Here is a 22,236-nt window from a genome sequence, read left to right on the forward strand (position 1 = left end):
GCTTTTTTGGCCCTTCGGGCTTCGCAACCTGCGGTTGCTCGTTGTTGATTGCGTCGTGGGCGCAATCGGTTACCGACTTTCGTTACTAAAGAGAAAGGAATCGTTTTGGCAGAGGTTTCAGGGTTCTTCTACCGGCCGGACTGATCGCATCGGCTTTGCCGATGCGCCCCTTCGGGCGCCTTCGGCGTCCTAACCGCTGGCGCGGTTGGTCGAACCGGAGTGCCGGTTCTCGCCGACACCCCGATTCCAAATTAAAAAAGCCCGCGCATGGCGGGCTTTTTTAATTTGGTACCAGAGGCCGGACTCGAACCGGCACGGGTTTTACCCCGGGGGATTTTGAATCCCCTGTGTCTACCAATTTCACCACTCTGGCAGCGGCTCGAGGCGTGGTTTGGGGTGCCTCGGACAGGGGGGTGATTATAGCCATGGACTGGAGCCGGTCAACCGGATTTGGCGCTGGCGGGGGTTTCCGTTAATCTTCGCGGCCGATTTCCAACCTCCTAAACTGAAGCCATGCGTCGCCAGGATTTCCATTTCGATTTGCCCGATGAGCTCATAGCCCGTGCCCCCGCCAGGGAGCGCCGCGGCAGCCGCCTGTTGTGCCTCGATGGCCCTACGGGAGCCGTGGATCACCGCAAGTTCCTGGAACTGCCCCAGCTGGTGCAGTCCGGCGACCTGCTGGTGTTCAACGATACCCGGGTTATTCCGGCGCGGCTGTTTGGCCGCAAGGAGAGTGGTGGCAAGCTGGAGATCCTGATCGAGCGGGTGCTGGACGAGGGCAGGGCGCTGGCCCATATCCGCTCCAGCAAGTCGCCAAAGCCGGGTACCCGCATCCTGCTGGAGGATGACACTGCACTGGAGATGGTGGCCCGCCACGATGCGCTGTTCGAGCTGGCCTTCCCGTCGGAAGGTGCCTTGCCGGTGCTGGAGCGCCTCGGCCATATGCCGCTGCCGCCCTATATCGACCGCCCGGATGACGAGGCGGATCGCGAGCGCTACCAGACCGTTTATAACCGCGAGGCCGGTGCCGTTGCTGCGCCCACGGCCGGACTGCATTTCGATGAGGAGATGCTCGATACCCTGCGCGATATGGGGGTGGAAACCGCTTTCGTGACCCTGCACGTGGGCGCGGGCACGTTCCAGCCGGTGCGGGTGGACGATATCCACGAGCACCAGATGCACAGCGAGGTATTGAACGTCCCCGAGTCTGTCTGCAGGGCGGTAGCGGATTGCCGCGCCCGCGGCGGAAAGGTGATTGCCGTGGGTACCACCAGTGTGCGCGCCCTGGAGAGCGCCGCCGCCAGTGGCGAGCTGAAACCGACGGTGGGGGAGACCGATATCTTCATCTACCCCGGCTACCAGTTCCAGGTGGTGGACCGACTGATCACCAATTTCCACCTGCCCGAGTCCACCCTGATGATGCTGGTGAGCGCTTTTGCCGGTTACGAGCAGACCATGAATGCCTATCGGGAGGCGGTGCGGGAGCGCTATCGCTTCTTCAGTTACGGCGATGCCATGTTGATCAGCCGCAATCCCAATGTCAGCCCCTGGTGAATGGCCGCACCCAGTGCAATGGAATAGACCGAGGAGAGACCCTTGAGCCGCGAATGTTTTATGCAGTTTGAACTGGACACCAGCGACGGCAAGGCCCGCCGCGGGCGGCTGCGTTTTCCCCGTGGGGTGGTGGAGACCCCGGCCTTTATGCCGGTGGGTACCTACGGTACGGTCAAAGGCATGTTGCCCCGGGATGTGGAGGCCATCGGTGCCCATATCATTCTCGGCAACACCTTCCACCTGATGCTGCGCCCCGGTACCGAGGTGATCGAGGAACATGGGGACCTGCACGATTTCATGCAGTGGCAGGGTCCGATCCTGACGGATTCCGGTGGTTTCCAGGTATTCAGCCTGGGCAAGATGCGCAAGATCACCGAGGAAGGGGTGTCTTTCAAGTCTCCCGTTGACGGCAGTCCGGTGTTTATGGATCCGGAAGAGTCCATGCGCGTGCAGCGCTCACTGGGCTCCGATATCGTGATGATCTTCGATGAGTGTACCCCTTACCCGGCCACACCGGACGAGGCGAGCAAGTCCATGGAGCTATCCCTGCGCTGGGCCGAGCGCTCGAAGAATGCCCACGGCGACAGTCCGTCGGCGCTGTTCGGGATCGTGCAGGGGGGCATGTATCCGGAGTTGCGGGATGTTTCCCTGCGCGGGCTGACCGAGATCGGCTTTGACGGCTACGCCATCGGCGGCCTGTCAGTGGGTGAGCCCAAGGACGAGATGATCAAGGTACTGGATCACCTGGCCCACAAGATGCCGGCAGACAAGCCCCGCTACCTGATGGGGGTAGGCAAGCCGGAAGATATCGTCGAGGCGGTGCGCCGCGGCGTGGATATGTTCGACTGCGTGATGCCCACCCGCAACGCCCGCAACGGCCATCTGTTCACCTTCGAGGGGGTGGTGAAGATCCGCAATGCCAAGCACCGCCACGACACGCGCCCGCTGGAGGAGGACTGCGACTGCTATACCTGCCAGCACTTCTCCCGCAGTTACCTGCACCATCTGGATCGCTGTGGCGAGATCCTCGGCTCCCAGCTCAATACCATTCACAACCTGCGCCATTACCAGCGCCTGATGCAGCACCTCCGGGATGCTATTGCCGCCGGCGAGCTGGAGACTTACGTGGCGGCGTTCTACAAGCGGCTGGGCCGCGAGGTGCCGCCGCTGGGCTGAGGGCCCCGCGGGCCCGCCATTTGTACCCTCAGGTGATCCCCGTATAATCGGCCCCCACTTGGGGACGGCCGCGCCTTGCATTCTGGCTGAGGCGCCCGCATATCCTCCGACATTGCCAAGATTTACCGGCTCACAGGGCCGCATTACAACAATGAGAGCAGCATGAATCGCTACCCCCTCTGGAAATACCTCCTGATTCTCGCGGTGGTGGGCCTGGGCTTCCTCTACGCCTCCCCCAACCTCTACAAACCCGACCCGGCCGTGCAGATCTCCGGCCAGTCCAGCGCCATGGAGGTCGGAGAGAGCGTCCTCGATAAGGCTCGCAAGGCCCTGGACGAGGCTGGTATCGAGTATTTCGGTGGCGAAGTGGGGGACAAGGCCATCCTGCTGCGCCTGAAGTCCATTGAGGAGCAGCTACCTGCCAAGCGTGCCATTCAGCAGGCACTCGGCCACAGTGACTACGTCGTGGCCCTGAACCTGGCCTCTACTACCCCGGAATGGCTGGCCAACCTCGGTGCCAGCCCGATGAAGCTCGGTCTGGACCTGGCCGGTGGTGTGCACTTCCTGATGGAGGTGGATACCAACACCATCGTGCGCACCAACATGGAGGGTTACCTCCAGGACGTGAAGTCCAAGCTGCGTGCGGCCAAGGCCCGTTACCGCAGCGTGGATCTGGTGGATGACCGCGAGATCGTGGCCCGTTTCCGTGATGAAGAGCTGCGGGACTTGGGGCTTTCCACCATGCGCAAGGAATTTCCACAGCTGCAGCTGGTGGAAGCCGGCAGCGGCAGCAATCTGGAGATCCGCGCCACCCTCGCCGAGCAGGAGATCAAGCAGCTTGAGGATTATGCAGTAACCCAGAACCTGACTACCCTGCGCAACCGTGTCAACGAGCTGGGGGTGGCCGAGCCCATCGTCCAGCGCCAGGGCGCCAATCGCATCGTGGTGGAACTGCCGGGTGTGCAAGACACCGCCGAGGCCAAGCGCATCATCGGCAAGACCGCCAACCTGGAATACCGGATGGAGGCGCAGCCCGATGCGCTGGTCACCAACAAGGAGTTCTTCGAGTACCGCAACGAGCAGCAGCGTCAGGCCTACGGCGGCGCCTGGCTTGAGCGCAAGGTGATCATCAAGGGCGACCGTGTGACCGATGCCCGTGTCGGTTATGACGAGAGCGGCTTCCCGCAGGTGAACATCACCCTGGATGCCCGCGGCGGCGAACTGATGCACCGCTCAACCTGGAAGAACGTGGGTCGCCGCATGGGCACCCTGTTTATCGAGAGTCGCTTCGTGCCGGAAACCTCCGTCGATGACGAGGGTAATGAGGTGGTGGTGCAGCGCCGCACCGACGACAAGAAGATCATCAGCCTGGCCACCGTACAGAGTGCCCTGGGTCGCCAGTTCCGGATCACCGGACTGGACAGCCCGGCAGAGGCCCAGGAGCTGGCCCTGTTGCTGCGCGCCGGTGCCCTGGCTGCGCCGATGTACTTTGTGGAAGAGCGGGTCATCGGCCCGTCCCTGGGTGCCGACAACATCAAGGTGGGTGTGACCTCGGTGCAGATCGGCCTGCTTGCGGTCCTGGTCTGTATGCTGCTGTTCTACCGCGTATTCGGGCTGGCGGCGAATATCGCCCTGTCGGTCAACCTGATCCTGCTGGTGGCAGTGATGTCGATTCTCGGCGCTACCCTGACCCTGCCGGGTATCGCCGGTATCGTATTGACCGTCGGTATGGCCGTGGACGCCAACGTGCTCATCTTCTCGCGAATACGGGAAGAATTGCGCAATGGTATGCCGCCCCAGTCGGCCATCAGCGCCGGTTTTGATAACGCCTTCAGCACCATTGTGGATGCCAACATCACCACGTTGATTGTGGCGGTGATTCTCTATGCCATCGGCTCCGGCCCGGTACAGGGCTTCGCAGTGACGCTGTCCATCGGCATCCTGACCTCCATGTTCAGCGCCATCATGGGTACCCGGGCACTGATTAACTTGTTCTACGGCGGTCGCCGTGTGCAGAAACTCTGGATTTAAGGGCGTTGGCAATGAGTGAGACCAAAGTAGAAAACGGCAAGATCACCGAATACATGGGCAAGCGCGTGTACGACTTCATGCGCTGGCGCAAACCGGCCGCGGCCGTTTCCATCGTTCTGCTGCTCGCCGCGATTGCAGCGCTGGTCCTGAACGGCCTGAAATTTGGCCTGGACTTTACCGGCGGCACCCAGATCGAGGTGGGTTACGAGCAGGCACCTGGAATCGAGGATGTGCGCAAGCAGCTGGTGGATGCAGGCTATGAGGGAGCGTCGGTGGTGCGCTTCGGCTCCGACAGCGAGATCCTGATCAAGCTGCCACCGGCGGTGGCAGAGGCGCAGACCCAGATCAGCGCCCGCGACGAGGAGGCGACCCAGTCCATCGGTGACGAGCTGGTGACCATGCTGGAACAGGCTTCACCGGGAGATGTGACTCTGCGTCGCGTGGAAATGGTGGGGCCCCAGATTGGTGAAGAGCTCCGCGATGATGGCGGCCTGGGCATGCTGTTCGCGCTGGTGGTGGTGATGGCTTACGTGGCCCTGCGCTTCCAGTACAAGTTCTCTTTCGGTGCGGTGGCGGCACTGGCCCACGATGTGATTATCGTGCTGGGCTTCTTTGCCCTGTTCAAGCTGGATTTTGACCTGACCGTTCTGGCTGCGGTGCTTGCCGTGATCGGCTACTCCCTGAACGACACCATCGTGGTGGCGGACCGTATCCGGGAGAACTTCCGCAAGGTGCGCAAGGCGGAGCCGGATGAAATCATCAATATTTCCATCAGCCAGACACTGGGCCGTACCTTCATGACCTCATTCACCACCTTGCTGGTGTTGTGGGCACTGCAGTTCTTCGGCGGTGAGTTGATTCACAACTTCTCGCTGGCACTGATCGTGGGCGTGGTTGTCGGTACTTACTCGTCCGTCTACGTGGCCGCGAACGTGCTGATGGCCATGAATATCACCAAGGAAGACCTGATGCCGCCGGTGAAGGAAGGTTCTGAGCTGGAGGAGGAGATGCCGTAAGGCATCTTCTGATGGAGAAGAGTCTGGAAGGGACGGACCGGGGGAAATCTGAAAGGAAGAACGCGGTCCGGAACGACTTCAGCCGGTCCGCGCTTTCAGGTCCGGCTCAGGCGCGGGGCTTCTTGCCCAGGGTAATGTGCTTGGGTCCGGAGGTGTTCGTCTGGCCACTGACCCCTTTGGGCACCTGCTCGATTTCGCCGCCTGAAGAGAGGAAAGCCTTTACTTGCTCTTCAATACTCTCGCGGGTTTCCATAGCGGTGGGTTGCTTGCGTTTAGACGCGCTGGAAGCTTTTTTGGCCACAATAATTATCCGGTTTTCTGCGTGAACGAGCCATTCTATAGCAAGTTGGATAAAAAATCACCCGCTTGCGCACGGGCTGTCCAGTAGCCGCCTGCTCTGTACTTTGGCGCAGCCGCCAAGCCTGAATCCCCTCTGCTCTCTATCTGTCCGGGTAACGAGAAATCTTCCGTTGATCCTTCCCCGTTTGTCTCTCTCCGTCTGCTTCTTTCTGCGTTGCTTGATTCGCGTTGTTTAAATCTCAAGCGACGCGCGATCTGCGGCGCCTCTAATGAGGCGCATACGAGAGTGGGGCGCATGCGAACCCCATCTGCAGGCAAATCAGGGGCGGCCTGTTGCAGGTAGAGAGCAATCCTTTCTGGCTCCGTGACCGCCCGGCTTTACTGTGCTTTTTTTGCGAGGCGCCACAGCCAGATACTGAGTGCCAGTAACAGGATAAAGGCCAAAGCGCTCGGCCACACCGGCACCGGCGCGCCAGACACGAGTACCTGTGGTTGCGCGACCAGTCTCCAGAGTTGCCCCAGTGCCATCAGGCCAAAAAGGATGCTGGACAGCCGCAGTCCACCGCGGGGGGTATTCATGATTGCCTCCTTTTGCACACAGAGTCCCAGATTGCACACAGAGTTCCAGAATACCCTCTGAGTGTACTGTGAAAGCAGTGTGGCTCACCGCTTCGCTGCGAGGGGGTGCACCGCGCCGGGCAGAAACCCGCCCGGGCGGTAATAGCTTGGCGTCAGGGGCAGTTGCCCAGTTGCCAGGAGGAGCCATCGCTGCTGAACAGGGTGTTGAGGCCCCAGGTGGACCCGGGCATTGGATCGTCACTGCCGTTGGCGAAATAGTCCGGGGAGAAGTAGTTGCCGGTGCTGTACGCGCGGCCAGCAGTCTTGTGGTAGTAATTGTACGTAGTCTGTTCGACGCACTCGCCGGGCTGACCGCCGTCACCACCGCTGCCCCCCGTGTCGCCACCCGAATCACCGCCGGAATCGCCACCCGAATCACCGCCGGAATCGCCACCAGAGTCACCGCCGGTAGATGTGCATGCCTGATCCGGGCCGTAGCAGGTAGCATCGTCGTCCTCCCAGCGGCACTGGCCATTGCCCGCGGCTACCTCATCCAGCCGGAAGGCGTCGGTGCCGTATTCCAGGTAGCAGTTGGAGTAACCCACGGCGTAGTCGAGCCTGCCGGCGGCGATGTGGGTATCTAGGTCGGCGGTGATCCCGGCATCGACGGTGAAGCTGACCGTGGCGGTGCTGGAGAGTCCGCCAAGGTCTGTTGCGGTGACGGTGGCAGAACCGCTGCCTCCGGGCAGGTTGCATTGTTCAGCGGTGAACTCGGTACCCATTACTGCCGCTGGCACCGTTCCGTTGCTGAACGCCACGGACACCTGATCCAGGTTCTGGTTTTCGTCTACCACTGTGCCGGTAACAGTCGCGCACTGCCCTGACGTTGATGCGCTGATGTTGCTGAGTTCCGGGGCCGTCTCGGGCGGCTCCGGCCCCACGCGTGCGGTGGTGGAGAAGGCCTCGCTCCGGGCTCCCTGATCGTCCGTGGCCACCACGGTGACCTCATAGAGGTCATCGGCGAGCGCGGGGCTGGTCAGGTTGAAAAATCCACTGCTGTCCACTCCTCCTGTGACGGACGTCGAACCGGCGTCGCCGGAGAATGAGGCCTGAACTTCAGTGACGCTGCCTTCTGTGTCTTCGGCGTTGCCGCTTACCAGCAGGCGATCACCGCTCGCAGTGACCTGGACATGGCTCACGACGGGCGGCTGGTTGCGGTCCACCCGCTGGTTGTTGTCGCGGAAGTAGCGGCCGAGATAGCTGGCGTAGTTGATGCCATTGCCGTTGATATAGCCCCCGCTGGCGCCCTCGCCACCGGACCAGGCGTGATCGACGTTGTTGAACCAGAGCATGGAAACGCGACCGTCCTCCCAGAGGGTCTCGTCGGCGGTGCGGCTGCCCTCACTGACGGTGTTCGTTCCCGGCAGCTGGGCGACTCCGTAGACGCCAGCCATGCCGTTGGCGTTCTGCTCGTTGTAGCAGAGGTTCACCGTCGTATCGTCGTAGCCATGGGCAATGGAGGCGATCTGTGTCTCAAAGGCGCCCTTGTAACTGCCGGCATAGGTGTTGCAGCGGCTTGTAACATCCGCCTGCTCGCAGGGGCCCAGGGCGCCGTTGGAGCTGGTGCCGATGCTGGGGCCGGCGCTGATGCCCATGCCGGCAAATACATCCGGAGCCAGGCAGGCGGTGGTGTTGGCAAAGGCTGCGCCGGAAGAGAGGCCGGCGATGTAGACCTGGTCTGGGTCAATATCGCGGGCGTTGTCTACTGATAGGTCGTTGGCCAGCTGAATCAGGTTTTTGTAGTCGCCGGCGCTGCGGGACTTGGTCCCCTCCCAGTAGGACCAGCAGCTGAAGCCTGCCTTGTTCATGGCATCGGGTACGGCTACCACCATGCCGTACTCTTCAGCGGCGACCTCCAGGTTGGCGGTCAGGTAGTTGTTGATCGGCTGGGAGCAGCCGTGCAGCACGATCAGCAGGGCTTTGCCGTCGCCGATTTCGGATCGGCTGTCGGGGGTGTAGATATTGACGTTATTGAAGCCGCCGACAGCGACATTTTGCTGCCAGCTGCCGGCGTGGGCGCCGGCGGCACAAGTGAGGGCTACAGCAGTAGCAAGACCGCGGAACGAGCCGCGGCAGGGGCTGGGGATCATCATCGCATTCACCGTTATTGTTATCGGATTGGTGTTCGGTCTGTCGCCGAATGACTACACCGATCAGCGTAGGAGCGCCCGGTGCGGGCGGGAATGCGACCTTGGTTGTACCTTGGCGGTGAACTCGTAGGACGTTGCGCCAGCTTGCGAAGTGCGTCACGCAAGCTTTGCGCTGTGGGGCTTATCCGTTGTTTTCTGCGCCGTCCTCTTCTGTGGCGGGGGAGGCCTGGACTGGCAGCGGCCATCCACCCAGGGCGCGCCAGCGGTTGACGATCAGGCAGAACAGCTCGGCGGTTTTGTCCGCGTCGTACTCCGCCGAATGTGCACTGCTGTTATCAAATTCGATGCCGGCGACCTGGCAGGCCTTGGCCAGCACGGTCTGCCCATAGGCCAGTCCGGCCAGGGTGGCAGTGTCGAAGCAGGAGAACGGGTGGAAGGGGTTGCGCTTGATGCCGCAGCGATCAACAGCGGCGTTGACGAAGCCGAGGTCGAAGTGGGCGTTGTGGGCTACCAGCACAGCGCGAGTACAGCTGTGCTTCTTTACCGCCGTACGGATCTTGCGGAACAGCTCGGGCAGGGCAATCTCCTCTGGCCAGGCCTCCCGGTCAGGGGATTCCAGGTCGATGCCGATAAAGTCGAGCGCAGACTGCTCGACATTGGCCCCTTCGAAGGGCTCGATATGAAAGCTGTGGGTCTCCGCAGGGAAGATCACGCCGTCTTCATCCATATCGAGGATGACGGCAGAAATTTCCAGCAGGGCGTCGGTGCGCGCGTTGAAACCACCGCTTTCCAGATCCACCACTACGGGCAGGAATCCGCGAAATCGCTGGGCCAGAAGGCTTTTCGGTCCGGTGGGGTCTTCGGCGGGGGTCACTTGGGGTCCTTGGTCGTCTGGATTTTCAGCAGTGTTCGGTGGCGCCCCGGCCAGGGTGGGCTCTCCCGTGACACGCCGTAAATACATCCCTGTAGGCTTTTCGGCGAGGTCCCTCTCGCCGAAAGTCACACGAGAGCCCACCCTGGCCGGGGCTTCGCATTTCGGTACGTCAATCCTGGCGGATCATACCAGTCGCCAGTTCAGGGTTTCACCCGCGGCCAGGGGAATCAGTCTCTCTTCACCCATGGTGAGGCTCTCTGGCAGGCGCCAGGGCTCACGTTTCAGGGTGATGGTGCCCTCGTTGCGGGGCAGGCCATAGAAGTCGGGGCCGAATTCGCTGGCAAAGGCCTCGAGCTTGTCCAGCTTGCCGGCACGCTCGAATACCTCGGCGTAGAGCTCGATGGCGCTGTAGGCGGTGTAGCAGCCGGCACAGCCACAGGCAGTCTCTTTCTTGTCCTGGGCGTGGGGTGCAGAGTCGGTGCCGAGGAAGAACTTCGGGTTGCCGCTGGTAGCCGCCTCGATCAGCGCGGACTGGTGATAGCCGCGCTTCAGGATGGGCAGGCAGTAATAGTGGGGGCGGATACCGCCCACCAGCATATGGTTGCGGTTGTACAGCAGGTGGTGCGCGGTGATGGTGGCGCCAACGCCCTCGCGGGCATTCTGCACGAATTCTGCCGCATGGGCGGTGGTGATGTGTTCGAGCACCACCTTCAGGGTCGGGAAATCATCCACCACCCGGGACAGGATTTTCTCGATGAACACCTGCTCGCGGTCGAAGATGTCGATATCCTCCGTGGTGACTTCGCCGTGGAGTAGCAGCTTCATGCCGCACTCCTGCATGGCCTCGAGGGCGGGGTAGATGTTGGCGATATCGGTGACGCCGGAGTCAGAATTGGTGGTCGCGCCGGCCGGATAGAGTTTGGCGGCCACTACGCCGGCTTTGTGGGCCAGGCGCACGGTTTCGGCATCGGTGCGGTCGGTGAGGTAGATCACCATCAGGGGTTCAAACGGATTGCCCTCGGGGATCTGCTCGCGGATGCGCAGCTGGTAAAAGAGCGCATCTTCGGCATCGACCACCGGCGGTACCAGGTTCGGCATCACGATAGCGCGGCGAAACTGCCTTGCTGCGTCGCCGACGGTGCGCTCGAGGGCGGTGCCGTCGCGCAGGTGGATATGCCAGTCATCGGGGGCGCGCAGGGTGATTTGCTCCATGGTCTTTTCCGCAACTCTGAATATGAATAGGGGGCCGGTTGATTGGGGCGCAGATGCTAACCGAACATTACTGAAAATGCGACGCGAGATCGTTTAAAAAGTAACCGGTTCTGGCGCGAGACCAGTTGGCGCTAGTCGTTCGCCATTTGAAGCGCTACAATCGCGCCCCGAAAAAGGCAGCGCAACTGCCATAACTGGGCACACTTCCAACAATAACTCCCCCAGCAGAAGACTTCTATTCATGGTTACCGGTGGGTTCTCGCCGGGGCTTTGCGGCGGCGGTAGATCCCGGTAGAGGGTAATAATGAGCGATATCAATAAAGTGGTACTGGCGTATTCCGGCGGACTCGATACCTCCGTCATCGTGCGCTGGCTGCAGGATACTTACGGATGCGAGGTGGTGACCTTCACCGCTGATATCGGCCAGGGGGAAGAGGTCGAACCGGCGCGTGCCAAGGCTGAAGCGCTGGGGGTCAAGGAAATCTATATCGATGACCTGCGCGAGGAGTTCGTGCGGGATTTCGTGTTTCCCATGTTCCGCGCCAATACCATCTATGAGGGCGAGTACCTCCTCGGTACCTCCATCGCCCGCCCGCTCATTGCCAAGCGCCTGATCGAGATTGCCAACGAGACCGGGGCTGACGCCATTTCCCACGGTGCCACCGGCAAGGGTAACGACCAGGTGCGTTTCGAGCTGGGTGCCTATGCACTGAAACCTGGCATCCAGGTAATTGCACCCTGGCGCGAGTGGGACCTGAACTCCCGCGAGAAGCTGATGCAGTACTGCGAGCAGCACGAGATTCCCGTGGACTTCTCTTCCAGCAAGAAGAAATCCCCGTACTCCATGGACGCCAACCTGCTGCATATCTCCTATGAGGGCGGCACTCTGGAAGAGCCGTGGGCGGAAGCCGAAGAGGATATGTGGCGCTGGAGCGTCAGTCCGGAGGCTGCCCCCGACAAGCCGGCTTACATCACCCTGACCTTTGAGCAGGGCGATCCGGTGGCGATTGACGGTGAGCGGATGTCCCCGGCGACTCTGCTGGAGAAGCTCAACAAGCTCGGCGGTGCCAATGGTATCGGTCGCCTGGACATCGTTGAGAACCGCTACGTGGGCATGAAGTCCCGCGGCTGTTACGAGACGCCCGGCGGCACCATCCTGCTGAGGGCGCACCGTGCTATCGAGTCCATCACCCTGGACCGTGAAGTGGCACACCTGAAAGACGAGCTGATGCCGCGCTATGCCCAGCTGATTTACAACGGCTACTGGTGGTCACCGGAGCGCCGCATGCTGCAGGCTGCCATCGATGATTCCCAGTCAGTGGTAAACGGTGAGGTGCGCCTGAAGCTGTACAAGGGCAGCGTGACCGCAGTGGGTCGCCGTTCCGCGGACAGCCTGTTCGACGAGCGCATCGCCACCTTCGAGGACGATGCCGGTGCCTACGACCAGAAAGACGCCGAGGGCTTCATCAAGTTGAATGCCCTGCGTCTGCGGATTGCTGCAGGCAAGGGCAGGGAATTGACCTAGATCAGTTTTGGCGGGCGAATGATGCGTTTAAATCCTCGTCTGCCGCTTGGCTGCGTCTACTTTGAAGGGATGTAGCCGAAATCAGGATGGCGGGCCCCCGCTCGTTTGCTGGATACGAATCTCAAAAAAGCAACGGAAGTAATACAATGACGACAACCGTGGCAAAGACCGGCCCCGTGCCGGACTATGACTACAAAATCGTGCGCCAGTTCACCGTCATGTCGGTGGTATGGGGCGTTTTCGGCATGGCGATGGGGGTATTGATTGCCGCCCAGCTGGCGTGGCCACAGCTGAACGACTTCTTCCAACCGTTCAGCCACTTTGGCCGCCTGCGCCCGCTGCACACCAACGCGGTGATCTTCGCCTTTGGCGGTAGCGTGCTGTTTGCCACTTCCTACTATGTGGTGCAGCGTACCTGTCAGACCCGCCTCTGGGGTGGCTGGTTGATCCCCTTCACCTTCTGGGGCTGGCAGCTGGTGATTATCCTCGCTGCCATCACCCTGCCCATGGGCCTGACTTCCTCCAAGGAATACGCGGAACTGGAGTGGCCGATCGACATCCTGATCGCGCTGATCTGGGTGGCCTATGCCATGGTGTTCTTCGGCACCATCGCCAAGCGTCGCACCTCCCACATCTATGTGGCCAACTGGTTTTTCGGCGCCTACATCATCACCATTGCCTGTCTGCACATCGTCAATAACCTGGCGGTACCGGCCTCGGCGTGGAAGTCCTATTCCTACTTTGCCGGCACTGCTGACGCGATGATCCAGTGGTGGTACGGCCACAACGCGGTGGGCTTCTTCCTGACTGCGGCCTTCCTCGGCATCATGTACTACTTCGTGCCCAAGCAGGCTGGACGCCCGGTATATTCCTACCAGCTGTCCATCGTGCATTTCTGGGCGCTGATCTCCATTTACGTCTGGGCCGGTGGTCACCACCTGCATTACTCCGCGCTGCCGGACTGGACCCAGAGCCTGGCGATGATCATGTCCGTGATTCTGCTGGCCCCCTCCTGGGGTGGCATGATCAACGGCATCATGACCCTGTCCGGCGCCTGGCACAAACTGCGCACCGACCCCACCCTGCGTTTCCTGGTGGTATCCCTGTCCTTCTACGGCATGTCCACCTTTGAAGGCCCGATGATGTCCATCAAGACGGTGAACGCACTGTCCCACAACACCGACTGGACCGTGGGCCACGTGCACTCCGGCGCCCTGGGCTGGGTAGCGATGATTTCCATTGGCGCCCTGTATCACCTGGTACCGATCCTGTGGCATCGCAAGCAGATGTACAGCGTCAAATTGATCAACGCCCACTTCTGGTTGGCGACCGTGGGCACCGTTCTGTACATCGCCGCCATGTGGGTGAACGGTATTACCCAGGGCCTGATGTGGCGTGCTTTCAACGCCGACGGCACCCTGACATACAGCTTCGTTGAGAGTGTTGTTGCGAGCTACCCGGGCTACTACGTCCGCTTTATCGGCGGCGCGCTGTTCGTGCTGGGTATGTTGCTGATGGCGTACAACGTCTTCCGCACCATCACCGATAAGGAAAACGCCAAGCAGCAGGACAACACTGTTCCGCTGGCGCAGACGGCATAGGAGTTCAGATCGTGAAGAATCATGACATCGTAGAAAAAAATATCGGTCTGATGATCGTCCTGATCTGCGTGGCCATCAGCTTTGGTGCGCTGGTAGAGATCGTGCCCCAGTTCTTTATCAAGGCCAACAAGGAGCCGATCGAGGGCCTGAAGCCCTGGCCGGCGGTTGTGCTGGAAGGTCGCGACATCTATATCCGTGAAGGCTGTCACGTCTGTCATACCCAGATGGTGCGCCCGCTGCGTGCCGAGGTGGAGCGTTACGGCCATTACTCCATGTCCCAGGAGCACGTGTACGAGCATCCGTTCCTGTGGGGCTCCAAGCGTACCGGTCCTGACCTGGCCCGCGTCGGTGGCCGTTACTCCGACGAGTGGCACCGCGCCCACCTGTACAACCCGCGCAATGTAGTGCCGGAATCCAACATGCCGGCATTCCCGTGGCTGTTCGATAACGTCGTCACCGGTGAGCACACCGCCAACAAGATGCGCGCCTTGCGCCTGGCTGGTGTCCCTTACACTGATGAGGATATCGCCACCGCGAGCGAGCCTTTCGTGGGCGGTAATGTGAAAGAAATCGATGCGCTGGTTGCCTACTTGCAGCAGCTGGGTGTACTGGTACAGCAGAAACGCTAAGGGGTAATTGCTCTTGAGTATCGACATATTGCGTCAGATCGCGGTCGTCCTCGGTTCGATCGCGTTCCTCGCGGTCTGCTGGTGGGCCTTCTCCCCGAAGCGCAAGAAGCGTTTTGAGGAGGATGCCAAGCTGCCGTTCGCAGACGAAGAGCAATCCATTCGCTCGGCCTATGAAGCCGACAAGAACAAAACTGATGAAGACTCGGCGGTAGAGAGTGGGCAAAGTGATGGCCCCGAAGAGACTTCCGCGGAGCACAAGAAGGGGCAGGACGAAAAATGACTACTTTCTGGAGTCTGTGGGTAATCGTGCTCACGCTCGCCAACCTGGCACTGGTTTGCTGGGTTCTGTTTGCCAATCGCAAGGTGGCAGTGGACGACCAGAGTGAACCTGGTAACCAGACCACTGGCCATGTCTACGATGGCATCGAAGAGTACGACAACCCTCTGCCGCGCTGGTGGTTTTTGCTGTTCGTTGGCTCTCTGATATTCAGTGCCATCTACCTGGTAATCTATCCGGGCATGGGTAACTTCAAGGGGGTCAGTGGCTGGACTTCTGTCGGTGAGCTGGAAAACGACCAGCAGAAAGCGATGGAGAAGTTCGATGAGACATTCGGCAAATTCGCCGAGATGCCCGTTGAAGAGATCGCCCAGAGCCCGCAAGCCCTGAAGATGGGTGCCCGTATCTTTGCCAACAACTGCGCGGTCTGCCACGGTGCTGACGGTGGCGGAAACTACGGCTTCCCCAACCTGACTGACAGCGCCTGGCTTTACGGTGGCAGCCCGGAGAAAATCCTGGAAACCCTGTACAAAGGGCGTCAGGGCCTGATGCCGCCGCAGGGCCCGATCATCGGTGAGGAGGGCGTCCGCAACACCGCCGAGTACGTGCTGGCCCTGAACGGCCTGGAGCACAACGCCGAAATGGCGGCTGAGGGCAAGAAGGTATTCGGTCAGGTGTGCATGGCCTGTCACGGTATGGACGCCAAGGGCAATCAGGCCCTGGGCGCACCGAACCTGACCGATAACATCTGGCTTTATGGCAGCAGCCGCGAGCAGATCCAGCACACCATCCGCGGTGGCCGCAGCAACATGATGCCGGCCCAGGACGACAAGCTGCGCGATGACAAGATCCGCCTGGTGGCTGCATACGTTTACAGCCTGTCACGCCAGGAAGAAGTGGAGCAGTGATCTCTCGCTGAGCCAGGAAAAGCGGCCCCGCTCTGGCGGGGCCAGACAAGGAAGCGGGCGCGCAGGGACGAAAAACAAAAGCCTCATTGTTTGCCAGACGAAGAGTGCTCCCCTGCACCCAGGGCCCGGAGCATAAGTGAGGTTTCTCGTGAGCGATCTGATCCCCAGCCGCGAAGAGCAGGAAGGTGATGGCGAAGTCCGCTATCGCATGCTCTACGAATCCGAAGACAAGGTTTACACCCGCCACATACGCGGCCTTTACACCCGTATTCGCAAGTACACGGGGCTGCCGCTGCTAGCAGCGTTTTTCTTCATTCCCTGGATCAATATCGACGGACGCCAGGCTGTCCACTTCGACCTGCCGGAGCGCAAGTTTCACATTCTCTGGGCCACTTTCGGCCCCCAGGACGGCTTTCTGCTGGCCTGGATCCTGATCATGGCAGCGTTCGCGCTGTTTGCAGTGACCACCTGGTTGGGGCGCGTCTGGTGCGGTTTTACCTGTCCGCAGACGGTGTGGACCATGATGTTCATGTGGGCCGAACGGGTTTGCCAGGGCGACAGGGCAAAGCGGATGAAGCTGGACGCTGCGCCCATGAGCACCGAAAAGGCGCTGCGCAAGTCCGGCACCTATGCCATCTGGATTTTGATCGCCCTGGCCACGGCGCTGGCGTTTGTTGGCTACTTCTACGGTATCCGCGAGCTGGTGGTGGACCTGGCCACCTTCAATGCCCATCCGCAGGGTGTGTTCTGGGTCGGCTTCTTCACCCTGGCCACCTTCTTCAACGCCGGGTTCATGCGTGAGCAGGTGTGCAAGTACATGTGCCCCTATGCCCGTTTCCAGTCGGTCATGTACGATCAGGATACCCTTGCGGTCTACTATGATGCCCGTCGCGGTGAGACGCGCGGCCCCCGCAAGAAGGGGGTTGACTACAAGGCCGAGGGGATGGGGGACTGCATCGACTGCTACTGGTGCGTGCAGGTCTGCCCGGTGGATATCGATATCCGTGACGGCATGCAATACGAGTGCATTAACTGCGGCCTGTGTGTCGACGCCTGCAACAGCGTCATGGACAAGATGGGTTACCCCCGCGGGCTGATTCGCTTTACCTCCGAAGACGAGCTGGAAACCGGCAAGACCAACTACCTGAGGCCGCGTCTGTTTGGTTATGCTTTCGTGCTGGTGGCCATGCTGGCGCTCTTTACACAGCAGGTGGTAACCCGCAGCCCGATTGAGGCCGAGGTCCTGCGCGATCGCGGTGCGCGGCTTTTTCGGGAGTATCGCGGCGATATCCAGAACGTCTACACCGTGAAGATCAACAACATGGATCAGGCGCCCCATGAGTTCAGGATCCGCGTGGAGGGCAAGGCGGGGCTTGATTACTCGCTGCGCATGCCGCGCCAGATCTATCTTGAGGCCGGCGAGATCTATGCAGTGCCGATCCGGGTCAGCGTTCCCAAGGAACAGCTGCAGGACACCAAGCACGATATTGATATCATCGTCGAGGCGGTGGATAAGGCTGAGCTGACTGACCGGCACCAGACGGTATTTATCGGCCCCAAAAAATAGCAATCGACCGACACCGGGGCGCGTTCGCGCGGGTGTCGGCTCTGGATTCCGGAGAGCGGTTAAGTGGCAGGGCAGGCCACTGGCCGCCCTGTCACTGTGAGTACATTCGTGAACGATCAATCCCCAAAACCCTGGTACCGGGAAACCTGGCTGTGGCTCGTGCTCGCACCACTGATTCTCGTGGTGCTGGTTTCCCTGACCATGGTGTCTATCGCCTTCCGCCACGCCGACGATACCGTCAGTGACACCTACTACAAAGACAGCCGCATGTACCACTACACCGCGGGCCAGGATGAGCGCGCGCGGGAACTGGAGCTGGCAGCATTGCTACAGTTCAACCCCGAGACGCATGTGGTCAGCCTGGACCTGACCGGTGCTGTCGAGTACCCGCCGGCCTTGCTCCTGTCGCTCAGCCACCCGGTCGAAGAGGACCTGGACCACCATATCCGCCTGGCGCAGGTGTCTTCCGGGCGATATCGCGGTACCTATGACGGTGAGCTGCATCACCGCTGGTACCTGCGCCTGATGCCGCAGCTGGATCCTGAGCAGCACCTGGATGCGGAGTGGCGCCTGAAGGGCGAGATCAATTTTGAGCTGGGCCAGGCCGCACCGCTGAACCCCGCAGTGCAATGAGCGAGATCAGCTGTTTTCACTGCGGCCTGCCGGTGCCCGCCGGCAGTCGTCACTCCGTGGTCATCAGTGGCGCCGAGCGCCCGATGTGCTGCCCCGGATGCGAGGCCGTGGCGGGCGCGATCGTTGCCGGGGGCCTGGACAATTTCTACCGTTTCCGCGATACCACCAACCAGCGGCCGGAGGGGGATAATCCCCGGGAAGCCCGCTGGGATGCTTTTGACCTGCCGGAGCTGCAGCAACAGTTTGTGCGTGACTGGGGTTCCAGCGGAGAAGGGGGCGACCTCAAGCTGGCCAGCCTGCTGGTGGGTGGTATCAGCTGTGCCGCCTGTGTCTGGCTGATTGAGAAACATCTCGGCGCGCTGGAGGGTGTGGAGCGGGTTTCTGTGAATGCCAGCACCCAGCGAGCCCAGATCGTTTTCGATCCGCAGCACATGAAGCCCAGCCTGCTGTTCGCGGAACTGGCCCGTATCGGTTACCGACCGGCCGCAGCGACTGCGGCCAATAGCGAGGAGCTTATCCTGACCGAGCGGCGCGCTGCACTGCGTCGCCTCGGTGTCGCCGGCCTGGGCACCATGCAGGTGATGATGTTTGCCATCGCCCTGTATTTTGGCGAGGCCACCGGCATCGATGCCGAGATGGAGCGTTATTTCCGCTGGGTCTCCCTGCTGGTGGCGACACCGGTGGTGCTCTATGCGGCACGGCCGTTCTTCTCTGCCGCCTGGCGCAGCCTGCGCAGCCGTCACCTGAGTATGGATGTGCCGGTTTCCCTGGCCATTGGTCTCGCCTATGTGGCCAGTTTCTATGCCACGGTGACCGGTACCGGGGATGTGTACTTCGAATCCATCTCCATGTTCACCTTCTTCCTGCTACTTGGCCGAACCGTTGAAATGCGGGCGCGTCACCGGGCCGGGCTCGCCAGTGGCGGGTTGGCACAGCTGCTGCCCCTGACCGCCACCCGGCTGGATTTGGGGGAAGCGCGTGAGGTACCGGTAGCCGCACTGGTGGCCGGTGACCGGATACTGCTGCGCCCCGGGGATACGGTGCCAGCGGATGGTGAAGTACTCGAGGGCACCAGCGGTGTGGACGAGTCCCTGCTCAGTGGTGAGTCGGCGCTGCAGCAGAAAACGACCGGCAGCCGGGTTTACGCCGGCAGTGTCAACGGCGACTCGACCCTGGAAGTACGGGTCACGGCTGCGGGTCAGTCCACCCGGATATCAGCGATCGAGCGACTGGTTGAGCGGGCGCAGCTGGAAAAGCCCCAGCAGGTAGCCCTGGCCGACCGGGTTGCAGGCTGGTTTGTCGCGGTGGTGCTGGCGGCGGCGGGGGCTGCTTTTGCGTTCTGGTGGCAGGTGGCCCCGGAGCGGGCCTTCTGGATCGCCCTTTCCGTGCTGGTGGTGACCTGTCCCTGCGCCCTTTCTCTGGCGACGCCGGCAGCCCTCGCCGCAGCCACGCTGCGACTGCAGCAGCTCGGGCTATTAATTGCCGGGGGGCATCTGCTGGAGACGCTGCCACGGCTGACGAGGGTCGTTTTCGACAAAACCGGCACGCTGACGCAGGGAGAGCCGCGCATTCTGCAGATCCAGCTCTTGCGGGATGGCTGGACCGAGCAGCGGGTGCGCGATGTGGCCGCTGCGCTCGAATCCCGCAGTAATCACCCGCTGGCGCGCGCGTTTCGCCCCTGGTTCAACAATCTTCAGGCCCGCGAGCTGGTCATGCACACCGGACGCGGCATCGAGGGCCGCCTGGACGACATGGGCTACCGCCTGGGGCGCGCCGATTTTGCCGCTGTCGAGCCGCCCCCTCTGCCCCGGAGCGAGGGGCAGTGGCTGCTGCTGGGGGATGAAAAGGGACCTGTGGCCTGGATAGGGCTCGGTGATCAGCTGCGCGCATCGGCGATGGCGGCGGTTTCCCGACTGCGCGACTCCGGCCTGGCAATGGAATTGCTGAGCGGCGACCAGTCGGCTGAGGTGGCGAGGCTGGCGCAGTCGGTGGGAATTACAGATTACCGCGCTGGCGTATCGCCGGAGGAAAAGCTCGAGCGCCTGCAACAGCTGCAGGCCGGTGGGGAAAAGGTACTGATGGTCGGTGATGGCCTCAACGACGTGCCGGTGCTTTCCGGGGCCGATGCCTCTGTGGCCATGCTCTCGGCGGCGGATCTGGCCCAGTCCCGTGCGGATGCCATATTGCTGAACGGGGACCTGCAGGTTCTTCCCAATGCCCTGCAGCTGTCCCGCAAAACCCGGCGGATTATCCGCCAGAACCTGGCCTGGGCGCTGGGTTACAATGTGCTGGCATTGCCCCTGGCAGTGTGCGGGCTGGTACCGCCATGGGTGGCGGCCCTCGGGATGTCGGCCAGCTCACTGATCGTGGTCCTCAACGCCCTGCGGCTGTCCCGCTGGGCGCCCCGGCGGCGTGCGGCAGTGTCCGATATCAGCGTCACGGCACAAACTGCGAGGTAACCGTGGATAGCCTGTACTTCCTGATTCCCATCGCCATTGTTTTTGTGAGTATCGCCGTCAAGGTGTTCTTCTGGGCGGTGAATAACGGCCAATATGACGACCTCAATACCGAGGGCCGGCGCATCCTGTTTGATGACGATGCGCCCGATGTGACCGCGAGTGGCGAAAAGCAGACAGCGGATGGTGAGGATGCTGACCAGGGCGCCCGCAACCCGGATCAGACTGAAGCGGTAAATCAGGCCAAAGACAGCCGGGGGAAGCGCGGTGAGTGATTGGGGTTTTGTCGCGGCCGCTCTGGCCATCGGGTTTTTTGGCAGCAGCCACTGTATCGGCATGTGCGGCGGAATCTCATCCGCGCTGGGCATGGCGGTGCCGGGCCGGAAGCCGGCCTGGGGCCAGCTGGTCTCCTACTCCGCCGGACGCCTGGGCAGTTATGCGTTAATGGGGGCGATTGCCGGCGCTCTGGGTGCCGCCGTGCTGCCCACGTTGACACCGCTGCGGGTGCTGGCCGGACTGATGCTGGTAGCGATGGCGTTGTATATCGCCGGCTGGTGGCGAGGGCTTGTCTGGCTGGAGCGCGGCGGAGCTCATCTCTGGCGCTACCTGCAGCCGCTCAGCAGGCAGCTGCTGCCGGTGAACTCCGCGCCGCAGGCACTGGCGCTGGGTTCCATCTGGGGCTGGCTGCCCTGCGGTCTGGTATACAGCGCCCTCACTTTTGCCCTCGCCCAGGGCGGCAGTGGCCAGGCGGCGCTGGCGATGTTCGCCTTCGGCCTTGGCACAGTGCCGGCCATGTTTGCTACCGGGGCCGCCGGTGCCCGCGTGCGGGAGCTGGTGCAGCGACCGCGGGTGCGTATCCTGATGGCACTGTTGATCCTGCTATTCGGGCTGTGGACGATCTGGGGCGCGGTGGGCCATGCAGGCCACGGTGCTCACGGCAGTCACACCGGCCACGGTGAGCCGGCCGTGGAGTCCACCGAACCGGGTGGGCATCATCACCACCACTGAATTGTCTGCTGCCGGGGCATAACCGGGCCCGGCAAGCTCTGTGCGTTCAGGTCCGGTCAATGATCTCGTCGTGGCCGTCCGCTGCAGCGCAGTGGGCGCAGCAGTAAAACTTACCCTCCGCCTCGGTGCCGTGACCCAGGATGCGGCAGCTGCAGTGAGAGCACTTCGGCGCTAGCGCCTGAATCGCACACTCAAAGCTATCGAAAAAGTGTTGCTGATTGTCGATGGTGATCTGCATCGGCTTATCGTACTGGTTGCCGCAGGTCTCACACTGTTGCATCGGTCGTCTCCTCCGGGTGGCTGTCTGTGGTGTGATTCACCCCGCAAGCATAGGTGAAGACGTACAAGTGCCAGGCGTTTTGCCGGTAGGGGAGGGTGGCAACCTGGAGACGCTCGCCAGGTGTAATTCAGCGCTACACTGATGCAATCAGTCACAGAGAGAGGCCCGCAATGAGCAGGGAATCCGATCGTTCAGCCTATGAGCAAAAAGCCCGTGCCAAGTTGAAGGAGTGGAACGCGGAGATCGACAAGCTGTCCGCCAGGGCAGAGCAAGCCAGTGCGGACACGAAGATGAAGTACCGGGATGAAATCGACAAGCTGCAAAGCAAGCGCGAATCGATGAAGAGAAAACTCGAGCAGCTGCACGGCAAGAGCGGCGATGCCTGGGACGAATTCAGGGACGGCTTGGAAGACGCCTGGACTGACATGAAGCGCTCCATTGAGCGGGCCCGGGATCGACTACGCTGAGCCGCGATCCCGTT

The 22,236-nt window shown here is 61.5% G+C and carries 21 protein-coding genes and 1 tRNA gene; 15 read left to right on the forward strand and 7 right to left on the reverse strand.

Features of this window, described 5'->3' with window-relative positions; genetic code table 11:
* Nucleotides 1-286 precede the first annotated feature (286 nt).
* Nucleotides 287-373 (reverse strand) — tRNA-Leu (locus tag AWR36_RS13400).
* A 140-nt stretch (nt 374-513) separates the two neighbouring features.
* On the opposite strand from AWR36_RS13400, the gene queA reads away from it, so the two are divergent.
* The 4 genes from queA to secF all read left to right on the forward strand — a co-directional run bounded on the left by queA (nt 514) and on the right by secF (nt 5,777).
* Entirely contained in the window at nt 514-1,554 is a 1,041-nt protein-coding gene (gene queA, locus AWR36_RS13405) for a tRNA preQ1(34) S-adenosylmethionine ribosyltransferase-isomerase QueA (protein WP_067085864.1), read from the forward strand.
* 60 nt (nt 1,555-1,614) lie between these two features.
* Nucleotides 1,615-2,730 carry a tRNA guanosine(34) transglycosylase Tgt gene (gene tgt / locus AWR36_RS13410; RefSeq protein WP_067085867.1) on the forward strand — a complete coding sequence of 372 codons (1,116 nt, stop codon included), beginning with the start codon at nt 1,615-1,617 and terminating at the stop codon, nt 2,728-2,730.
* 162 nt (nt 2,731-2,892) lie between these two features.
* Complete coding sequence (gene secD, locus AWR36_RS13415; RefSeq protein WP_067085870.1) at nt 2,893-4,761, forward strand: protein translocase subunit SecD; 1,869 nt, start codon at nt 2,893-2,895, stop codon at nt 4,759-4,761.
* An 11-nt stretch (nt 4,762-4,772) separates the two neighbouring features.
* Nucleotides 4,773-5,777: a protein translocase subunit SecF gene (gene secF / locus AWR36_RS13420; RefSeq protein ID WP_369814738.1), complete on the forward strand. Its 1,005-nt coding sequence runs from the start codon at nt 4,773-4,775 to the stop codon at nt 5,775-5,777.
* A 106-nt stretch (nt 5,778-5,883) separates the two neighbouring features.
* Here secF and AWR36_RS13425 read toward each other — a convergent pair whose 3' ends face one another.
* The 5 genes from AWR36_RS13425 to pyrC all read right to left on the reverse strand — a co-directional run bounded on the left by AWR36_RS13425 (nt 5,884) and on the right by pyrC (nt 10,871).
* Nucleotides 5,884-6,078, reverse strand: a complete 195-nt coding sequence (locus tag AWR36_RS13425) for a hypothetical protein (protein WP_082679600.1) — start codon at nt 6,076-6,078, stop codon at nt 5,884-5,886.
* A 377-nt stretch (nt 6,079-6,455) separates the two neighbouring features.
* Nucleotides 6,456-6,656: a hypothetical protein gene (locus AWR36_RS13430; RefSeq protein WP_067085873.1), complete on the reverse strand. Its 201-nt coding sequence runs from the start codon at nt 6,654-6,656 to the stop codon at nt 6,456-6,458.
* Between the two features lie 152 nt (nt 6,657-6,808).
* Nucleotides 6,809-8,788 (reverse strand): extracellular catalytic domain type 1 short-chain-length polyhydroxyalkanoate depolymerase, encoded by a 1,980-nt coding sequence (locus AWR36_RS13435; RefSeq protein WP_067085875.1) that lies wholly within the window; start codon nt 8,786-8,788, stop codon nt 6,809-6,811.
* Nucleotides 8,789-8,966: 178 nt separating this feature from the next.
* Nucleotides 8,967-9,659 (reverse strand): ribonuclease T, encoded by a 693-nt coding sequence (rnt, locus tag AWR36_RS13440; protein ID WP_067085878.1) that lies wholly within the window; start codon nt 9,657-9,659, stop codon nt 8,967-8,969.
* Between the two features lie 183 nt (nt 9,660-9,842).
* Nucleotides 9,843-10,871: a dihydroorotase gene (gene pyrC, locus AWR36_RS13445; RefSeq protein ID WP_067085880.1), complete on the reverse strand. Its 1,029-nt coding sequence runs from the start codon at nt 10,869-10,871 to the stop codon at nt 9,843-9,845.
* Between the two features lie 304 nt (nt 10,872-11,175).
* Here pyrC and AWR36_RS13450 point away from each other — a divergent pair, with 304 nt between their 5' ends.
* From AWR36_RS13450 to AWR36_RS13495, 10 genes are all read left to right on the forward strand, one after another.
* Nucleotides 11,176-12,396, forward strand: a complete 1,221-nt coding sequence (locus AWR36_RS13450; protein ID WP_067085882.1) for an argininosuccinate synthase — start codon at nt 11,176-11,178, stop codon at nt 12,394-12,396.
* A 146-nt stretch (nt 12,397-12,542) separates the two neighbouring features.
* Nucleotides 12,543-13,997, forward strand: a complete 1,455-nt coding sequence (ccoN, locus tag AWR36_RS13455) for a cytochrome-c oxidase, cbb3-type subunit I (RefSeq protein WP_067085887.1) — start codon at nt 12,543-12,545, stop codon at nt 13,995-13,997.
* Between the two features lie 11 nt (nt 13,998-14,008).
* The gene (gene ccoO / locus AWR36_RS13460) at nt 14,009-14,626 is read left to right on the forward strand and encodes a cytochrome-c oxidase, cbb3-type subunit II (RefSeq protein ID WP_067085891.1); all 618 of its coding nucleotides are present in this window, start codon (nt 14,009-14,011) and stop codon (nt 14,624-14,626) included.
* 13 nt (nt 14,627-14,639) lie between these two features.
* A complete protein-coding gene (locus tag AWR36_RS13465) occupies nt 14,640-14,906 on the forward strand; it encodes a CcoQ/FixQ family Cbb3-type cytochrome c oxidase assembly chaperone (protein WP_067085894.1) in 267 nt (88 codons plus the stop codon).
* Entirely contained in the window at nt 14,903-15,811 is a 909-nt protein-coding gene (gene ccoP / locus AWR36_RS13470) for a cytochrome-c oxidase, cbb3-type subunit III (protein WP_176491145.1), read from the forward strand. Before AWR36_RS13465 ends, ccoP begins: the two co-directional genes overlap by 4 nt.
* Nucleotides 15,812-15,959: 148 nt before the next feature.
* Entirely contained in the window at nt 15,960-17,378 is a 1,419-nt protein-coding gene (ccoG, locus tag AWR36_RS13475) for a cytochrome c oxidase accessory protein CcoG (RefSeq protein ID WP_067085897.1), read from the forward strand.
* A gap of 108 nt (nt 17,379-17,486) precedes the next feature.
* Nucleotides 17,487-18,011 (forward strand): FixH family protein, encoded by a 525-nt coding sequence (locus tag AWR36_RS13480; protein ID WP_067085900.1) that lies wholly within the window; start codon nt 17,487-17,489, stop codon nt 18,009-18,011.
* Nucleotides 18,008-20,470, forward strand: coding sequence for a heavy metal translocating P-type ATPase (locus tag AWR36_RS13485; RefSeq protein ID WP_082679602.1), 2,463 nt, complete (start codon nt 18,008-18,010; stop codon nt 20,468-20,470). Before AWR36_RS13480 ends, AWR36_RS13485 begins: the two co-directional genes overlap by 4 nt.
* A 2-nt stretch (nt 20,471-20,472) precedes the next feature.
* Complete coding sequence (gene ccoS / locus AWR36_RS13490) at nt 20,473-20,742, forward strand: cbb3-type cytochrome oxidase assembly protein CcoS (RefSeq protein WP_082679603.1); 270 nt, start codon at nt 20,473-20,475, stop codon at nt 20,740-20,742.
* The gene (locus AWR36_RS13495; protein ID WP_082679604.1) at nt 20,735-21,475 is read left to right on the forward strand and encodes a sulfite exporter TauE/SafE family protein; all 741 of its coding nucleotides are present in this window, start codon (nt 20,735-20,737) and stop codon (nt 21,473-21,475) included. The genes ccoS and AWR36_RS13495 overlap by 8 nt, the downstream gene beginning before the upstream one ends.
* 46 nt (nt 21,476-21,521) lie before the next feature.
* Here AWR36_RS13495 and AWR36_RS13500 read toward each other — a convergent pair whose 3' ends face one another.
* Nucleotides 21,522-21,755 (reverse strand): hypothetical protein, encoded by a 234-nt coding sequence (locus tag AWR36_RS13500; protein WP_067085903.1) that lies wholly within the window; start codon nt 21,753-21,755, stop codon nt 21,522-21,524.
* Between the two features lie 170 nt (nt 21,756-21,925).
* Here AWR36_RS13500 and AWR36_RS13505 point away from each other — a divergent pair, with 170 nt between their 5' ends.
* Nucleotides 21,926-22,222, forward strand: coding sequence for a sll1863 family stress response protein (locus AWR36_RS13505; protein ID WP_067085906.1), 297 nt, complete (start codon nt 21,926-21,928; stop codon nt 22,220-22,222).
* The last annotated feature ends 14 nt before the right edge of the window (nt 22,223-22,236 follow it).

Origin of the sequence: Microbulbifer flavimaris, assembly GCF_001641755.2 — a bacterium.
GTDB lineage: Bacteria > Pseudomonadota > Gammaproteobacteria > Pseudomonadales > Cellvibrionaceae > Microbulbifer > Microbulbifer flavimaris.